Source organism: Burkholderia sp. Bmkn7 (genome assembly GCF_041103175.1).
Lineage (GTDB): Bacteria > Pseudomonadota > Gammaproteobacteria > Burkholderiales > Burkholderiaceae > Burkholderia > Burkholderia cepacia.
On record NZ_JBGCUH010000001.1, the window covers coordinates 406,643 to 422,685 of the forward strand.

Genomic DNA, 16,043 nt, shown 5'->3' on the forward strand with positions numbered 1-16,043 from the left:
CCGTCAATGTCGATCGTCGGGTCAAGACCTCTGTCAGTCCGGCGCTGTCGACGTCAACCGTGACGAAGGCACTACGGGCTCATCGTGTCCCGTTACGTTGTCTTGCATTCGTGTCGTTTCATGGCTGCGTCGAACGTTCGGCGGGCGTGGGGGCAGCCGGGACCGCGCCGTGAATGCGCGTCGCCGTAGGCCGGACACGGCGATGGGTCACCAGCGTGATGAGCAGCGCAGCGACCTCGCACACTCCACCGATCGCGCCAATGTCAGTCACGGAGCGGTACGCGACGATGAACGATCCAAGCGCCGCGCCGAGCGCGAAGCCGAGATACGTGAACGATGAATTGAGCGACAGCGAGACCGGCGCGACGTCAAGGCCGGCGATGTCGATCAGCTTGGTTTGCTGAGCCGGGTTGAACGCCCAGCCTGCTGCACCCCATGCGGCAATCGCGATCAGGATCGCGACGCGCGCATGCGCGGGTTCCAGGTGCAGCGCGCTGGCGGTCAGGCTCTCATACGACAGCGTCATTACGATCAGACAGGCGATCAATACCTTCCCGCTGCCGAGACGATCAATCGCACGACCGCCGATGGATACGCCGATGCCGGCAAACACGCCATACAGCAGCAGCACGACGCCCACTTGCGCGCCGCTGAAGCCAGGGCGGCCTGTCAAGAACGGCGCGAGATAGGGATAGATAGTCCAGATGCCGGCGGCCCATAGGGTCGTAATGAGCAGCGTGACCAGCACGGCGGGCTGGCGCCCGACGGCCACCCGTTGGGCGAGCGACGGTACCGACAGGTTCGCGCCGACCCCGCGCGGCAAGCCGACCATCACCCCGAGCGTCACGAGCGCGGACAACACGCCGATGCTGGCGAAGGTCGCACGCCAGCCGAAGTGGCTGCCGATCCACGCGCCGAGCGGCACGCCAAGTGCGACGGCGATCGTAACCCCGCCATGGACGGTCGCGAGCGCACGCCCCCGACGCTCCGGCGCGACCAGCGAGCCGGCGAGCGCATTCGCGCTCGGCATGTACAGGCCGGCCGATACGGCTAGCAGGACGCGCGCGGCCAGCAGCGGCAGATAGCCGGGCGATGCGCAAGCCGCGAAATTGGCGGCTGCGAAGCACAGCAGCGCGACAATCAGGAAATGCCGCCGGTTCACGCCCGCACCGGCCGTCGTCAGGATCGGCGAGCTGATCGCGTACGCAATCGAAAAGACGGTCACGAGCTGCCCCGCCTCCGCGACGCTGATGGACAGATCTGTCGCGATGATCGGCAGCAGCCCCGCGAGCATAAATCCTTCGGTACCAATCGCAAAGGCACCCAACGCCAGGAAATACAGCGAAGCATTCTGTTTCAGTTCGGCGGCTAACGCCATGAAAGTGGCTCCCTACTGATGAATCTGGACAAGCGGACGTAAGCACGCGCGCCTGGCACGCTGCTTCAGCCCGCGGTCAGCGGATCAGATACGTGGTCAATGGCCATGCGCATACGGCCCATTCAGATCAAGAGCCAGCTGCAGCGCCACGTCAATGCCCAGGCCGTCTCGTCCGTATGAACCATAAAAGCTGACGTAACGTGAGGTGCAAGCGAAATCGGAAAAAGTGCTCGGGTACCGCGTGACAAAGACTGAAGAAATTTTCTGTCTAGTGCGAATAGTTCAGAGTAGTCGGAAAAATAAGACTCCAGTAAGGATTGGTCATGGTTGGTGCGATTTTTCTGTCGACACGGACCTTCCCAATAACTTTGTAGCATTGGGGTCAATATCCCACGCTTTCAGGAACTCGGCCTTTGTATGCCACTTCACAGTTCCATTCGGTAGACCGAAAGCGAGCAACTTGTCGTCTGGTTCGTCATAGATCTCAGGTGCCGTAGCGAAACGCTTCCGTCGCCAGGCTAAAGCAACGAGTATTTTCTTTCCCGCAGGAGATACCTTGAATACTCGAATCCACACGGGATGTTGACCGAGCTCTGACATATCTGTTGTCTCGTCATCTTCCGCCGTGGACGAGCGAGCCCAGCCGATAGCGATGATCCTAATCGTTCGTCCAGTCTCATCCAGCTGTTCCTGGCGTTCGACCTTCCTACCCAGCAGCCGAAAGCGTGAAACGGGTATATGGGATCCCGCCCTGAAAAATTCCGCGATTACCCAGTCCCTTCCCGAAGACACAATTGGTACATCGCGTCGACGATCATAAAGATATATCTTGGTCAGATCGTGTAGGATTGATTTCGGAACCTTCGCGTCCGGGAAAGTATAGCGTGCTTGTTTGAAGTCGCCCGTTTCGGACTTGATTGAATTCCGGTCGTTCATGTCCAGCCCCAATAGCTTTGGTGGCAAGGTAACTGAGAGTACCATGTTGCCATCGATTTTCGCGAAATATGGGGTGCTGAACGGATCATCGGATACACTACCATGTCCCATGTACGGCGAAGCAACCGCGCACCGTAAAATCATGAAATAGACAGATGTGAAAGATATAATTGTTTTATTAAACAGAAAATTTACCATAACGCATAGATCAATTTTTAATTATAAATATTTCGTTAAGAACACAAGTATAAACGTAAGCGGAACAATAGACTTCTCGACGCCGCTATATTTCCGTGACCAGTTCGCCAATTTTTGCGATAGCCTCATCGCGCTGTGTCGAGGTCGCGTTCGTCGCTCCCGTGAGGTACGCACCTACGAAGACCGGCGCGCGGCCCGCAGGCCATACAACAGCAATGTCGTTGACGGTACCGTGATCGCCTGTGCCCGTCTTGTCACCGATGCGCCAGTCTTTTGGCAATCGAGCGCGCAAACGTGCGTCTCCGGTCTTGTTGGAGACAAGCCAGGCGATGAGCTGGTCGCGAGAACTCGACGAAAGGGTGCTCCCGAGCAAAAGCGCGTGCATGTCCGAGAGGATCGCGGCCGGCGTCGTCGAATCACGCGGATCCCCCTCTGCTGCTTCGTTAAGTGCTGGCTCGTTGCGATCAAGTCTGGTGAATTTGTCACCAATGCTGCGTGCGAAGGCAGTAAGTCCTGTTGGGCCGCCAACGCTTGTAAGCAATAGATTTCCCGCCGTATTGTCGCTGTGTGTGAGCGCTGCTTCGCAGAGTTCCGCGATCGTCATCCCGTCACTGTCCGCGCGCGGGCCGCTGACGGGTGAAGAAGGCACCACTTCGCGCTTCGAAAATACGATCTTACGCGTGAGATCTTCTTGGCCGTGGTCCGTACGCATCAACACCAGTGACGCCAACAGGATCTTGAACGTGCTGCACATCGGAAAGCGCTCATACATGCGCCAACCCACTTGCTTCCCGCTAGCGGTATCGAGTATTGCCACGCCGAGTCGCCCGCCGACCTGCGCCTCGATTTGCGCTAGTCGCATCTCAAACGGGCTCGCGAGCACCGTGCCCTGCTGCGCGTGCGCCGCCGAGCAAACTGCTTGAGCCGCAACACCGGCTATCGCACTGGCCAATGCCGTAACGGTGAATTGCCTTCGTGTAATCAATTAACCACCTCCCCGGAAGAATCGCCAATATCGCACCTCTTCGTCCGAGCGAAAAACAATGAAATATTGCGCGACGTCCAAGGAAAATTTATACCTCCGACATGCAAACGAGTCGCCCTTGAATGACCTTCGCGGTTTTAAGTCGGCAGCGCGGCTGTCCGAGTTTCGCTTGTACGACATCGAAAATGAAGGTCACTCAGGCCTCTATCAGCCGGCAGATCTAGAGCCCCGAGTCGCCTACAAAAGCCTGTCATAAGAGACCAGATCGATCACTGCACCACAAGGTTGCGCCTCAGTAGATTTCGGGAATGTTTCTAGGCGAACGGCCGCTCCCGAGAAACCCGATGGTTCGTTTCGGGTCGTTCAGAGCCATTCGCGGCCGTGTCCAGGTCTTCATTCGCACCCGACGGCTCACGACACCCTGCGCCGCATCCCCCGCACCTGCAGCCAGATGGCGGATATCAGGAAATAAAGCGCACCCACTCCCGCGTAACCCGCGATCTTAACGATCGCCGGCGGCATCGGCGCATGGCTTTGCAAAATGAAGAACAACCCGGCCAACGCCGATTGCGCGCCGCTCAGCACCATCACCCACTGCGCGCCGGCCTGCTTCCACCGCCGCACGGCAGTGCCGAGCTGCAGCGCGCCGGACAGAATCGCCCAGACACCGAACACCGCGAGTACCGCGGGCAGGCCCGCATTCAACGCCGGAAATACCGCCAGTGTCGTGACGGCGCTGATCGCGACGTTGGCCGCCTGCGTGCGGTTTGCCGCCATCCCGCCGCTGCGGGACAGGTCGACGAAATTGGCGAGCGCATCCCAGGCCGGATAAACGACCAGCAGGACCGCCGCGCCGGCCGCGCTCTGCCGGCCGACGGAAAACGCCAGCGCGACCCAGATCAGCGAGAACACCGCCCGGGAAAAGTAGTACCGCTTCAGCCAGTGTTCGTCGGCCAGGGCGTGGAATTCAGGGTAGCGATCAGTCATTTGCACTCCTTTTACATCGAAACGTCGTTCCGGCCGGCACGCAGGATGTCCGCCCCGCGGATTCGGATGCGGCGCCGGCCGGAATCTCCAGTGCGCCGAGTATCGCAATCGTCCGCGCCTGCCGCCATCGGTCAGATGTCCGATGGCGAAATCCGCGGGGCGCTCCGCAGAGATGCGAGCGAACATCGCACCGTGTTGGCCCCGGGGCGCCCGCCCGACGCGCATGCCCCTGCACGCCGCGACGCCGTCGCGTATGATCGTTTTCCCATCCTCACGAATCTCCCCGCCCACCCGATGCCCGACGCCGAAGCCCGTCACGCCCCGCTGCGCATAGTCGACGCCGTACGCGCGCTGGCCTTCATCGGCGATCTCAGCATGGGCCAGCCGACCGACCATTCGCCGCGCACCGGTTGGCTGGCGGCGCAGCTCGCGCACGCGGCACGATTCGATGCATCGGTGTGCGACACGGCTCGCGAGGTGGCGCTGTTGCGCTGGTCGGGCTGCACGGCGAACGCGGCAGGTTTCGCGCAGGTATTCGGCGATGACGTCGCGATCCGCGCCGCGATGCTCGAGAGTCGGCCCGGTATGGCTGAAGCGATCGGCGGCGCCGGTGTCGCGCTGATCCCGCTCGCGCAGATTCATTGCGAAGTCTCGGGCGAGGTCGCGCGAATACTCGGCCTGTCCAGCGCGACGGAAACCGCGCTGCGGCACATTTTCGAAACCTGGGACGGCAACGGGCTGCCTGCGCGGCTCGAACGCGAACAGGTGCCGCCCGCCGTGTCGATCGTCGCGCTGGCGGGCGACCTCGACGTGTTCAGCCGCACGTACGGCATCGAACAGGCACTCGACTTGATCGGCCAGCGCGCGGGGTCACGTTATCCGGCCGTGCTCGTCGAGACGGCTGCGCGCGACGCACCGCGCTGGCTGGCGGCGCTCGAGCACATGGCGCCCGCCGACCTGGACGCCGCATTGGCCACGCCGGACATGCAGGGCGCGACGTCCGCCGAAGTGATTGCGGACGTCATCGATCTGAAACTGCCGTGGATGACGGGTTTTTCGCGTTCGGTCGCGGCGACGGCGGCCGCCTGTTACGGCCGTCTGTCGCCGGACGAGGCCGCGCGCGAACGCGTGTACCGGGCCGGACTGATTCATGGCATCGGCAGGGCCGCGGTGCCGAACGACGTGTGGAATCTGCCGACGCGGCTGCCTGCGAGCGCATGGGAAAAGGTGCGACTCGTCCCGTACTGGACCGAGCGCGCCGGCCGGCAGACCGGCGCGCTCGGCGAAGCCGCGGTGCTTGCGTCGTATGCCTACGAGCGGCAGGACGGTTCGGGCTATTTCCGCGGCGCAAGCGATGCGGCGCTGACGCTCGAAGCGCGCGTGCTGGCGGCGTCGCTGGCGTGGGTCGCGTTGCGCTCGGCGCGTCCGTGGCGCGCGGCGCTGAGCGATGCAGCCGCCGCCGTCCAGTTGCAGGAAGAAGCCGCGTGCGGCCGGCTATGCGGCGAAGTGGTGGCCGCGCTCGTGACGGGCGGGGCGCCCGTGCCCCGGCGCATCGCCGTGGGCGCGTCGGCCGTTGGCCCGCGCCTGTCCGCGCGGGAAATCGACGTCCTGCGGGCAATCTCCCGCGGTGCGAGCAACAAGCAGGTTGCGCAGGCGCTCGCGATGAGTCCGAGCACGGTGCGCACCCATGTCGAGAAGGCGTTCCGCAAGCTCGAATGTTCGACGCGCGCCGCGGCGACCCTCAAGGCGTCGGCGCTGGGGCTGCTCTGACGGGCTCCGCGACGCGGATTCGCTTTCGTGTGTGTGCGGACGGCCCGTCGGGCCGGCGCGACCTTTGACGCTCCGCTGTCCGGTGGCTTATCTCGCGTATCGAAGATGGCGGTTGCACCATTCAAGTCGGCCAGTCGTTGATCCGTTCCCTGCGATCCGAGGCTGTCGCGTCGGTGTCGGCCCAACCGTACCCCAACGCCGCGATTGCGAAGTAGACGGCACCGACGGCTTCGCAGGAAAGCAGCGCGCCGGCCAGCGCCATTCGCGCTCCACCCGAGACCGTTTGCACCGGCGCGTCGGCGTGCGTCCCGCGATGCACTGCGGTGCCGATCTGAAACAGGCCCGACACGATAGCGAGCACGCCGAACGCACGCGGCAGGCCGCTCGCCAATGCGACGATGAAGATCTGACGTCCCGACATTGCAGTGATCCTCCCGGTCCGGTATCGCGTGACGGTTGCCTATCCTGACACCCGATCGTTCGCGGCGCCATCGGACAAGTGACCGATGGCGCCGGCCGAAACCGATGCATGGCGGCGCGCGATCGCCGCTACGACACGCGCGGGAACACGTCCGTGATGAGCCGATCGGGTTCGATGTCGGTGAACGCATCGATATCTGCCATGATGTCTGCCGTCTCCGCGGACGCGAACGCAGCGTCCAGCCCCGCACTGTCCTTGAAACGGCACATCGCCACGACGATCAGTTCGCTATCCTCACGTGCTGGAAAGAAAGCGTCGATGGCTTCGAGCCCGTACGGCTTCCAGGATTTTTCCACCAGCGGAATGTGTCGTTCGACGTAGTAACGGGCATCGAATCGCGTGCCCGCGGCTCGGCGATAGGAGACGATGAAATACACGAAGAACCTCCAGGTCGGACTGACGCGGCGATGAATGTCTGTACGGGAAAATACGGGCAAATACAAACGATCACGGCCGTTCGCGTTCGGGGACGAAGCCCGGACGCGCGGCGGCCCGCATCGACGTGTGCGCGGCGCCCGCCCGTGCAAGCGAGACGCCCAGCGTGGCGCCCACGGCGAGGAACACCGAGATCGACAGCAGTGCGACGATGAACGCATGCGCGATGGCCGCCGGATCGTGGCGCGTGCCGAGCGTCGTATAGAAAATGCCGCCGATGATCGCCACGCTCAGCGACGTGCTGACCTGCAGCGTCGAGCTGGCGATGCCGGCGATCATGCCGGACAGCGCCGGTGCGACGCGCCCCGTCACCATGCGCATCAGCGTCGGCAGCGCGAGACCTTGTCCGAAACCGATGACGAAGAGCACGACGGCGAGCGGCGCGGCCGCGAGCGGCATCCCGATCGGCGTGGCATCGATCAACCACGCGAGGCCGACGAGCCCGACGATCTCCAGACTCATGCCGAACGGATTGACGTAAGCGCCGATGACACGCGTGCAGGCAGGCGTCGACAACGGGCCGAGCAGGAACCCGACGCCGAACGGCAAGAACACGAGGCCCGCGCTCAGTGCGTCGACGTGCAACGCATTCTGCAGATACACCGAGAACAGCAGGAAGAACGCGCCGATCGAGTACAGCAGCAGCGCGATCAGCAACGCGCGGCCGAGCCCCGGTGCGCGCAGCGCGGCCGGATCGAGCAGCGGTGCGCCGCCGCGGCGGCCGAGCCGGCGCTCGTAGCGCCAGAAGAACCCGGCGAGGGCCGGCACCGCGAGCAGCGACACCCATGCCCATACCGGCCAGCCTGCCTCGCGCCCCTCGATCAGCGGCACGATCAGCGCGCCCAGCGTCAGCATCGACAGCGCGGTACCGCCGAGGTCGAGCTTGCGCGCATGCTGCGCACGCGTTTCCTTCAGCAGCGGAATCCCGAACAGGACGACCAGAATCGCCAGCGGCAGGTTGACGAGGAAGATCGTGCGCCAGCCCAGATTCAACAGATTCAGCGAGATCAGGATCCCGCCCAGCGCCTGCCCGACCACGGCGGCGAGGCCGAATACCGCGCCGTACAAGCTGAGCGCGAGCGGCTTTTCCGCTTCGGGGAAGATCGCCTGGATCGAAGCGAGCGCCTGCGGCGCCATGATCGCGGCCGTCACGCCCTGCAACGCGCGGCCGACGATGAGCGTCCACGGCGAGCTCGCGAGACCGCACAGCGTCGAGGCGATCGCAAAGCCGATCAACCCGAGGAAAAACACGCGGCCGCGGCCGAACAGGTCGCCCAATCGCCCGCCGGTGATCAGCGTCACCGCGTACAGGCCCGCATACGACGAGATGACGAGTTGCTCGGCCGACGACGAGGCGCCCAGTTCCGCGCGGATCGACGGCAGCGCGACGTTGACGATGAAGAAATCCAGCGGCGGCAGGAACGCGCCGACGAGCAGGACCGCAAACATCGCCCAGCGGCGCGGGTCGGGTGATACGGGGTCATTCCGTGACATGGACGGCTCTCCATACGGAACCGATTAGTTCCAAATTGGGTAAAAAAAATCAGTCGAGGATGCGCATCGTGCGGTCGACCAGCGCGAGCATGTCCTGCTCGGACACGCCGGTTTTGCCCAGCACGCGCATCCCCTCGATCTGGCAGACGAGCAAACGCGCCAGCACCTGCTCGTCCTGCTCGGCGATCTCGCCGCTCGCCTGGCCACGGACGATCGCACCGGCATAGAGCTGTTGCAGCCGCCGGAACATGCGCCCGGTGCGCTCCGCGACATCCGCGTCGCGCGCGGCCAGTTCCGTGGTCATCGCGACCGCGAGACATCCGCGCCGGCCCGCCTCGCCGACGGACAGGCGCGCATAGCGCAGCAGCGAATCGCGAATCGCATCCTTGACGGCGCCGGGTTGCGACAGAATGTCCGCGGTCGCCTTGAGCCCGTCGGCCATGTACAGGTCGAGCGCCGCCAGCAGCAGCGCCTTCTTGTCGCCGAACGCCTTGTACAGGCTACCGCGCGACAGGCCGGTGCCGGCCATCAGGTCGGGCAGGGACGCGCCTTCGTATCCGCGGTCCCAGAAAACGTCCATCGCGTCGCGCGCGGCATCGCCAAGTTCGAATTCGCGTGGGCGGCCCACGCCAGCCGGATTTGCCATTGATCGGTGTCGCAAACGATGCGGTGCCAAAAGTTGGATGCATTATATGGACCGATCGGTTCCGATGTCAACGCATGCCTGACGACCGGGCGCGGCGAGGGCCGCCTCGCGGACGGCCCGGATTCATCCGATCAGTCGAGCCCGCCCTGGCACAGGTACTTGATCGACAGATAATCGTCGAGCCCGTAGCGCGAGCCTTCGCGACCATAACCCGATTCCTTCACGCCGCCGAACGGTGCGGCCTCGCTCGCGAGCGCGCCTTCGTTGATCCCGACGATGCCCGTTTCGAGCCGTGCCGACACGCGCGCGATGCGCCGCACGTCCTGCGTGTAGAAATACGCGGCGAGCCCGAACGGCGTGTCGTTCGCGGCATCGACCGCTTCGTCCTCGGTGTCGAAGCGAAACAGCGCGGCGACCGGGCCGAAGGTTTCCTCGCAGGTCAGCTGCATGTCGGCGGTGGCGTCGGCGAGCACCGTCGGTGCGTAATAGTTCGCACCGAGTTCGACCAGACGCTTGCCCCCGGCGAGCACGCGCGCGCCGCGCTCGATGGCGTCGCCGACGTGGCGGGCAATCTTGTCCACCGCGCGCGCGTTGATCATCGGGCCGATCTGCGCGGCCGGGTCGGTCGCCGGCGCGACCTTCAGCGCGGCGACGCGCGCGGCGAGCTTCGCGGCGAATGCGTCGTAGACGCCGGCCTGTACGTAGACGCGATTCGGCGACACGCACGTCTGCCCGCCATTGCGGAACTTGGCGGCCATCAGCCCGTCGACCGCGGCATCGAGTTCGGCATCGTCGAACACGATGAACGGCGCATTGCCGCCCAACTCCAGCGACAGCTTCTTCAACGTCGCCGCCGATTCGCGTGCGAGCAGCTTGCCGACAGGCGTCGAGCCGGTGAACGTGATCTTGCGCACGCGGCCGTCGGCGAGCCAGTCGGCCGCGGCTTCGATGCCGCGTTCACGCGACGCGGTGATCAGGTTCAGCACGCCGGCCGGCACGCCGGCTTCCTGCGCGAGAAACGCGAGCGCGAGCGCGGTCAGCGGCGTGTCCTCTGCCGGCTTCGCGACCACCGTGCAGCCGGCCGCGAGGGCGGGCGCGATCTTGCGCGCGATCATTGCGAGCGGGAAGTTCCACGGCGTGATCGCGGCGACGATGCCGATCGGCTCCTTCACCGCGCTCAGCCGCTTGCCGCGCTGCTGCTGCGGAATCAGGTCGCCATACGCGCGTGTCGCTTCCTCGGCGAACCACAGCACGTACGACGCGCCGTATGCGACTTCACCGCGCGCTTCCGCGAGCGGCTTGCCCTGTTCGCGCGACATCAGTTTCGCGAGATCGTTGGTATGCGCGACGATCGCGGCATGCCATGCGCGCAGGATCGCTGCCCGTTCGCGGGCGGGGGTCGCGCGCCATGCGGGCAGCGCGCGTGCGGCCGCGTCCGTCGCGGCGCGCGCGTCGGCGGCGCCGCTGTCGGGTGCGTGCGCGACGATGTCGAGCGTCGCGGGATCGACGACGTCGAAGCGACGGCCGTCGAGCGCGTCGCGCCACGTTCCGTCGATCAGGTTGGCGGTGCGAACGAGTTCGGTTCGGGACAGCGTAAGCGGCATGACAGGTCCTTGGAGGAAGCGGATCGGCGAAGGCGGAGGCGCGGGCGCGCGACTACCCCGCGCGGACAGCACGTTGCCGCGTTCGGGGTTGCCGCAGGCCGCCCGTCAGTGACGTTCGCCGAACAGCGATTCGAGCGGGTAGTGCCGTTTGACGAACGGCGATTTGATGATCACGTAACTGAAATACTTCTCGATGCCGATGTTTTGCTCGAGCAGCCCTTCGACGATCGTCTGGTAATGGCTGACGCTGCGCGTGATGAACTTCAGCAGATAGTCGTAGCCGCCGCTCGCGAGGTGGCATTCGACGATCTCGTCGACGTTGCGGATCGCCGCGACGAAGCGGTCGAAGTCCTCGCGCCGGTGGTCGGCCAGCGTGACCTCGGTGAACACGACCTGCACGTCGCCGAGCTTCTCGAGCTGGATGTGCGCGCCGTAGCCGCCGATGTAGCCGGCCTTCTCGAGCCGCTTCACGCGGATCAGGCAGGGGCTCGGCGACAGCCCGACCGCATCCGCCAGCTCGACGTTGGTCATGCGGCCGCGCTTCTGCAACTGGGAGAGGATGCGCAGGTCGATGCGATCCAGCTTGCTGTCCGTCATGTTCACGTGAGTCGGAAAAAATGGAATGTCCGGTTACTTTAGAGTCGAACGATGGCCGCCACAAGCCCGGCTTTCCCTTGGCCGGTCAGGCCGGCTGCGCGTGCGCGGCGTCGAGGGCGCGCTGCACGCCCGGATCGGCCAGCACGTCGTCGAGCGTCTTGCGCACGCGTTCGAACATCAGGTCGAACTCGCCCGCGGTGAAGCTCAGCGCCGGCGCGAAGCCGAGCACGCCGTCGCCGAACGCGCGAAACACCACGCCGTTCGCGTAGGCGGCCGCCGCGATCTTGTCCGGCACGTTCAGCGTCGCGTCGAAGCGCGTCTTGTGCGCCTTGTCGGCGACCAGCTCGAGTGCGCCGAGCAGGCCGGCCGACCGCGCGTCGCCGACGAGCGGATGCGCGCGCAGCGCATCGAGCCCCGCCGCGAAGCGCGGCGCCAGCGCCTGGCCGTTCGCGAGCAGTCCGCCTTCGTGATAGAGCTTCAGCACCTCGAGGCCGATCGTCGCGCTGACCGGGTGCGCGGAATACGTATGACCGTGCCCGACCGCGGCCGACTCGGCACGGCTGCCCGCGATCCCTTCGTAGACTTCGTCGGACATCAGCACCGCGCCCATCGGCGCATAGCCGGCCGTCAGCCCCTTCGCGACGGTCATCAGGTCCGGATCGACCTGTTCGGTCTCGCACGCGAACAGCGGGCCCGTGCGGCCGAAGCCGGTGATCACCTCGTCGGCGACGAACAGGATGCCGAGGCGCCGGCACGCGTCGCGCATCGCCTTCAGCCAGCCGGCCGGCGGCACGATCACGCCGCCGGAACCCTGCACGGGTTCGCAGAAGAACGCGGCGACGTTGTCGGCACCGAGTTCGGCAACCTTGGCTTCCAGCGCGGCCACCGACGCGGCGATCAGCGCCTGCGGATCGCCGCCGAGCGGATGGCGGTACGGGTAGGGCGACGGAATGTGGTGCTGGTCCGCGCGCGGCAGGTCGAAATGGCGGTGGAACGCGGGCAGCGCGGTGAGGCCCGCGCCGACCGACGACGAGCCGTGATAACCGCGCTCGAGCGCAATCATCTGCTTCTTCGACGGGCGGCCGGTCGCGTTGAAATAGTGCGTGATGAAGCGGATCGCGGAATCGACCGCGTCCGAGCCGCCGAGCGTGAAGTACACGCGGTTCAGCGACGGCGGCGCGAGCGCCGCGAGCCGTTCGGCCAGCTCGATCGCGGGCTGCGAGCCGAAATGGAAATAACCGGTCGCGTAGGGCAGTTTCGCCAACTGGCTGGCGGCGGCCTTCACGATGCTGTCGCGGCCGTAGCCGACGTTGACGCACCACAGGCCCGAGAACGCATCGAGCAGCGTGTGGCCCGCGGCGTCGCGCAGGAACACGCCGTCGGCGGATTCGAGCACGGTGACGCCGCGCGCCTCGTGCGCACGATAGTTGACGACGGGGTGGATCAGGTGTTGACGATCAGCTTCGATCAGCGCGGCGTGGTTCATGGCAGGGCGGGACTCTCGTCGGGTGTCAGCGATGAGTTCATGCTACCGGGCGAGCCATCCTCATGCGTTTTCAATTTGCAGTCTGAAACATACGAACGCGGCGTTTGTGCGGGGCGCTGCGGCATTTTCTGCTGCGCGCCCCGCCGGCCCGGGCGCACGCGTCAGTAGCCGCGCGCGCGATCGACGACGCCGATCATCGGCTGCCCCGCGCGATGGCGCGCGAGGTTCGCGAGCACGGCCTCGACCGCGGTGTCCGGCCGCGTCGCGCTCGCGATGTGCGGCGTGATCCGGATGCGCGGATGCGTCCAGAACGGATGGCCGGCCGGCAATGGTTCGGGGTCCGTTACGTCGAGGATCGCGCTGTCGAGCCGCCCGCTCGCGAGCCCCGCGAGCAGCGCGGTTTCGTCGAGCTGCGGGCCGCGCCCGACCTGCACGAGCGACGCGCCCGCCGGCAGCGCATCGAACACGCGTGCGCCGAGCAGCCCGCGCGTATCGTCGGTGAGCGGGAGCAGGCAGATCAGGATGTCGGTGCGGGCGAGGAACGCGTCGAGTGCCGCGTCGCCCGCGTAGCAGTCGATGCCGTCGAGCGTGCGCGGCGTGCGGCTCCAGCCGGCGCACGGGAAGCCGAAGCGGCGCAGCGTATCGAGCACGGCCTGGCCGAGCGTGCCGAGCCCGAGCACGCCGACGCGCCGCGACGCGGCCGCGCGCACCGGCTGCTCGCGCCACACTTGCGCGCGCTGCTGCGCCGCGTAGTCGAGCAGGTCGCGGTGGATCGTCAGCACGGCCTGCGTCACGTACTCGACCATGCCTTCGACGATGCCCGGCTCGATCATCCGCACGACCGGGATATGCGCCGGCACGCGCGACAGGTCGAACTGATCGATGCCGGCGCCGACCGAGAACACGACTTCGAGATTCGGCAGCAGCGTGGCCGGATCGTCGGGCGGCTGCCACGCGGCGAGATAACGGACGGCTTCAGGATCGCCGAGGTCCGGCCAGATCCGGAACGGCAGCTCGGGCGCCTGCTGCGCGAAGCGCTGTGCCCATTGCGCACCGCGCACCGGGTCGGCCTTGTAGAGAAAGCTCATCGTGGGTACCGCTCAACCGAGGGCCTGGTTCACGATCGCGAACGCCCGCAGCGCCGGGTCGCGCGCGGGCGTTGCGCCGCGCGCCATCGCGACGACGGTATCGACGCGCGGCAGCCCGAGCCCCTGCAACCAGTCGGACAGCCCGCTGTCGCCCGGCACGTCGAGCCGCACGAACTTCCCTTCGTGCAGCGCGAGCCAGTGGCTGATCAGCGCCTGCGCGCGCTGCGCGTCCGGCGCGACCACCGGGCCGATCGCATGGCCGCGGCCGAAGCGTCGGAACAGCGCGAAGCCGAGCAGTTCGCCGTCGCGATCGAGGGCGATGCCGTTCGCGACGCCGAGCAGCGCCTCGATCACCTCGTCGCGTCGATAACCCGCGGCCCGCGACGCGAGCGCGGCAAGTCGCGGGCCGTCGTTTGCGCCGATGGGCCGCAGGCGCTCGCCGGGCGGCAGCGATATCAGCGGCGGCTGGAAGGCGGCACCCTGGTGCTGGTCGATCGTATCGATCACCTCGAACGCGAATTTCGCGTACAGCGGCTCGCCGGCCGGCGTCGCGTGCAGAAAAATGGTTCGCGTGCCGAAGCTGTCGACCACGCGGGTGAGCAGTTCGCGCCCGATGCCGCGGCCCTGGTGCTCGGGCGACACGATGACCATGCCGAGCGATGCGTGCGCTTCGCCGAAGCGCCAGCCGAGCGCGGTACCGACGATGCCGGTTTCGTCCTCGGCGACGAAGCCGTCGCCGAGCTGGAGCACGAAGCGCCAGTCGTCGAGCCGGTGCGGCCACTTGACTGCTTCCGACAGACGATGCGCGGCGGGCAGGTCGGTTTCGGCGAACCGACGATAGATAAGCGTGCGGGAAGGGTTGAGATCGGACACGCTGGACTCCGGATGGGTAGGAATGACATATCGACTCTGCCAGCGACACCGCGGCACGGATAGGATGATTCGCCTGTTTTCCGGCGACGGCGGGCGGTCGCGCAAGATCGACGCAAACCGGCTCGATCGGCGCGTGCGAACGCGCGGATCGTGCCGCCGCGGCCCGTCAATCCGACAGCGCCTGCTGTGGGAACGGCACTACGATGAAAGCACCGGTGTCGCGGCCGCTTGCCGGCAAGCGCCGCAGATCGTGCTGCCCGCGCCGCGCAACACGCGGCGATTCTGCGTTTTGGGCGGCGTCGAACGACGTGCGCCGGGTTTTTTGCCCTGATTCAATTTCGTACCACCCCAGCCCGTCCCCGGCCCTGCCGGGGCTTCACACCGACAGGACGTCACCATGATCCAATTTGAACCGAAGTACATCACGTTCGACTGCTACGGCACGCTGACCCGCTTCCAGATGGCGGACCTGGCGCGCGAGATCTACGCGGACCGGCTCTCGCCGGTCGCGATGGAGGATTTCGTGCGTGCGTTCGCCGCTTACCGGCTCGACGAGGTACTCGGCGCGTGGAAGCCGTACCGCGACGTCGTCGTCAACGCGATCCGGCGCACCTGCACGCGCGTCGGCGTGAAGTTCGACGAGGCCGAGGCCGAGCGCTTCTATCATGCGGTGCCGACGTGGGGCCCGCATCCGGACGTGCCGGCGGGTCTGTCGCGGCTCGCGACGAAGTACAAGCTCGTGATCCTGTCGAACGCGATGGACGAGCAGATCATGAGCAACGTCGACAAGCTCGGCGCGCCGTTCCATGCGGTGTTCACCGCGCAGCAGGCGCAGTCGTACAAGCCGCGGATGCAGGGCTTCGAGTACATGTTCGGCAAGCTCGGCTGCAAGCCCGAGGACGTGCTGCACGTGTCGTCGAGCCTGCGCTACGACCTGATGACGGCCGAGGATCTGGGCATCAAGCACAAGGCGTTCGTCAATCGCGGCCACGAGCCGGGCACGCCGTTCTACAACTATTACGAAGTGTCGGATATCGGCCATCTCGCGACGCAGCTCGGCCTGTAAGCCGCCGGGGCCGGCCGAT

At 65.9% G+C, this 16,043-nt stretch carries 16 protein-coding genes; 3 read left to right on the plus strand and 13 right to left on the minus strand.

Annotation, left to right across the window (positions count from 1 at the left end; genetic code table 11):
* Window positions 1–118: 118 nt before the first annotated feature.
* The 4 genes from AB3K92_RS01770 to AB3K92_RS01785 all read right to left on the minus strand — a co-directional run bounded on the left by AB3K92_RS01770 (window position 119) and on the right by AB3K92_RS01785 (window position 4,484).
* Window positions 119–1,378, minus strand: a complete 1,260-nt coding sequence (locus AB3K92_RS01770; protein ID WP_021163200.1) for an MFS transporter — start codon at window positions 1,376–1,378, stop codon at window positions 119–121.
* Window positions 1,379–1,699: 321 nt separating this feature from the next.
* A complete protein-coding gene (locus AB3K92_RS01775; RefSeq protein WP_141667349.1) occupies window positions 1,700–2,512 on the minus strand; it encodes a hypothetical protein in 813 nt (270 codons plus the stop codon).
* An 85-nt stretch (window positions 2,513–2,597) separates the two neighbouring features.
* The gene (gene bla, locus AB3K92_RS01780; protein ID WP_021163199.1) at window positions 2,598–3,497 is read right to left on the minus strand and encodes a class A beta-lactamase; all 900 of its coding nucleotides are present in this window, start codon (window positions 3,495–3,497) and stop codon (window positions 2,598–2,600) included.
* Between the two features lie 411 nt (window positions 3,498–3,908).
* On the minus strand, window positions 3,909–4,484 hold the full coding sequence (locus tag AB3K92_RS01785) for a DUF308 domain-containing protein (RefSeq protein WP_059862254.1): 576 nt from the start codon (window positions 4,482–4,484) through the stop codon (window positions 3,909–3,911).
* A gap of 294 nt (window positions 4,485–4,778) precedes the next feature.
* On the opposite strand from AB3K92_RS01785, the gene AB3K92_RS01790 reads away from it, so the two are divergent.
* Window positions 4,779–6,254: an HD domain-containing phosphohydrolase gene (locus AB3K92_RS01790; protein WP_301853460.1), complete on the plus strand. Its 1,476-nt coding sequence runs from the start codon at window positions 4,779–4,781 to the stop codon at window positions 6,252–6,254.
* 121 nt (window positions 6,255–6,375) lie between these two features.
* On the opposite strand, the gene AB3K92_RS01795 is transcribed toward AB3K92_RS01790, so the two are convergent.
* The 9 genes from AB3K92_RS01795 to AB3K92_RS01835 form a co-directional block, all read right to left on the minus strand.
* Window positions 6,376–6,675 (minus strand): hypothetical protein, encoded by a 300-nt coding sequence (locus AB3K92_RS01795; protein WP_301853459.1) that lies wholly within the window; start codon window positions 6,673–6,675, stop codon window positions 6,376–6,378.
* 128 nt (window positions 6,676–6,803) lie between these two features.
* A complete protein-coding gene (locus AB3K92_RS01800; RefSeq protein WP_059492892.1) occupies window positions 6,804–7,112 on the minus strand; it encodes an EthD family reductase in 309 nt (102 codons plus the stop codon).
* Between the two features lie 70 nt (window positions 7,113–7,182).
* The gene (locus tag AB3K92_RS01805; RefSeq protein ID WP_301853458.1) at window positions 7,183–8,664 is read right to left on the minus strand and encodes an MFS transporter; all 1,482 of its coding nucleotides are present in this window, start codon (window positions 8,662–8,664) and stop codon (window positions 7,183–7,185) included.
* A 49-nt stretch (window positions 8,665–8,713) separates the two neighbouring features.
* The gene (locus AB3K92_RS01810; RefSeq protein WP_048027395.1) at window positions 8,714–9,310 is read right to left on the minus strand and encodes a TetR/AcrR family transcriptional regulator; all 597 of its coding nucleotides are present in this window, start codon (window positions 9,308–9,310) and stop codon (window positions 8,714–8,716) included.
* A 131-nt stretch (window positions 9,311–9,441) separates the two neighbouring features.
* Window positions 9,442–10,914 carry an NAD-dependent succinate-semialdehyde dehydrogenase gene (locus AB3K92_RS01815; protein WP_301853456.1) on the minus strand — a complete coding sequence of 491 codons (1,473 nt, stop codon included), beginning with the start codon at window positions 10,912–10,914 and terminating at the stop codon, window positions 9,442–9,444.
* 105 nt (window positions 10,915–11,019) lie between these two features.
* Window positions 11,020–11,511: an Lrp/AsnC family transcriptional regulator gene (locus AB3K92_RS01820; protein ID WP_006749694.1), complete on the minus strand. Its 492-nt coding sequence runs from the start codon at window positions 11,509–11,511 to the stop codon at window positions 11,020–11,022.
* 85 nt (window positions 11,512–11,596) lie between these two features.
* A complete protein-coding gene (locus AB3K92_RS01825) occupies window positions 11,597–12,997 on the minus strand; it encodes an aspartate aminotransferase family protein (RefSeq protein ID WP_219704776.1) in 1,401 nt (466 codons plus the stop codon).
* A 161-nt stretch (window positions 12,998–13,158) separates the two neighbouring features.
* Window positions 13,159–14,085: a glyoxylate/hydroxypyruvate reductase A gene (locus tag AB3K92_RS01830; RefSeq protein ID WP_059555402.1), complete on the minus strand. Its 927-nt coding sequence runs from the start codon at window positions 14,083–14,085 to the stop codon at window positions 13,159–13,161.
* A 12-nt stretch (window positions 14,086–14,097) separates the two neighbouring features.
* Window positions 14,098–14,958, minus strand: a complete 861-nt coding sequence (locus tag AB3K92_RS01835; RefSeq protein WP_219704777.1) for a GNAT family N-acetyltransferase — start codon at window positions 14,956–14,958, stop codon at window positions 14,098–14,100.
* 64 nt (window positions 14,959–15,022) lie between these two features.
* Between AB3K92_RS01835 and AB3K92_RS01840 the strand changes: the two genes are divergently transcribed.
* Window positions 15,023–15,289, plus strand: a complete 267-nt coding sequence (locus AB3K92_RS01840; RefSeq protein ID WP_369464364.1) for a hypothetical protein — start codon at window positions 15,023–15,025, stop codon at window positions 15,287–15,289.
* Between the two features lie 66 nt (window positions 15,290–15,355).
* Entirely contained in the window at window positions 15,356–16,024 is a 669-nt protein-coding gene (locus AB3K92_RS01845) for a haloacid dehalogenase type II (RefSeq protein ID WP_059492887.1), read from the plus strand.
* Window positions 16,025–16,043 lie beyond the last annotated feature (19 nt).

What these genes read in the sequence shown, in the direction of transcription:
- AB3K92_RS01840 (WP_369464364.1), top strand. Translation starts at nt 15,023, where the DNA reads ATGATTCGCCTGTTTTCCGGCGACGGCGGGCGGTCGCGCAAGATCGAC.
- AB3K92_RS01815 (WP_301853456.1), bottom strand. Translation starts at nt 10,914, where the DNA reads ATGCCGCTTACGCTGTCCCGAACCGAACTCGTTCGCACCGCCAACCTG.
- AB3K92_RS01805 (WP_301853458.1), bottom strand. Translation starts at nt 8,664, where the DNA reads ATGTCACGGAATGACCCCGTATCACCCGACCCGCGCCGCTGGGCGATG.
- AB3K92_RS01785 (WP_059862254.1), bottom strand. Translation starts at nt 4,484, where the DNA reads ATGACTGATCGCTACCCTGAATTCCACGCCCTGGCCGACGAACACTGG.
- AB3K92_RS01845 (WP_059492887.1), top strand. Translation starts at nt 15,356, where the DNA reads ATGATCCAATTTGAACCGAAGTACATCACGTTCGACTGCTACGGCACG.
- AB3K92_RS01810 (WP_048027395.1), bottom strand. Translation starts at nt 9,310, where the DNA reads ATGGCAAATCCGGCTGGCGTGGGCCGCCCACGCGAATTCGAACTTGGC.
- AB3K92_RS01770 (WP_021163200.1), bottom strand. Translation starts at nt 1,378, where the DNA reads ATGGCGTTAGCCGCCGAACTGAAACAGAATGCTTCGCTGTATTTCCTG.
- AB3K92_RS01775 (WP_141667349.1), bottom strand. Translation starts at nt 2,512, where the DNA reads ATGGTAAATTTTCTGTTTAATAAAACAATTATATCTTTCACATCTGTC.
- AB3K92_RS01830 (WP_059555402.1), bottom strand. Translation starts at nt 14,085, where the DNA reads ATGAGCTTTCTCTACAAGGCCGACCCGGTGCGCGGTGCGCAATGGGCA.
- AB3K92_RS01790 (WP_301853460.1), top strand. Translation starts at nt 4,779, where the DNA reads ATGCCCGACGCCGAAGCCCGTCACGCCCCGCTGCGCATAGTCGACGCC.
- AB3K92_RS01825 (WP_219704776.1), bottom strand. Translation starts at nt 12,997, where the DNA reads ATGAACCACGCCGCGCTGATCGAAGCTGATCGTCAACACCTGATCCAC.
- AB3K92_RS01795 (WP_301853459.1), bottom strand. Translation starts at nt 6,675, where the DNA reads ATGTCGGGACGTCAGATCTTCATCGTCGCATTGGCGAGCGGCCTGCCG.
- AB3K92_RS01820 (WP_006749694.1), bottom strand. Translation starts at nt 11,511, where the DNA reads ATGACGGACAGCAAGCTGGATCGCATCGACCTGCGCATCCTCTCCCAG.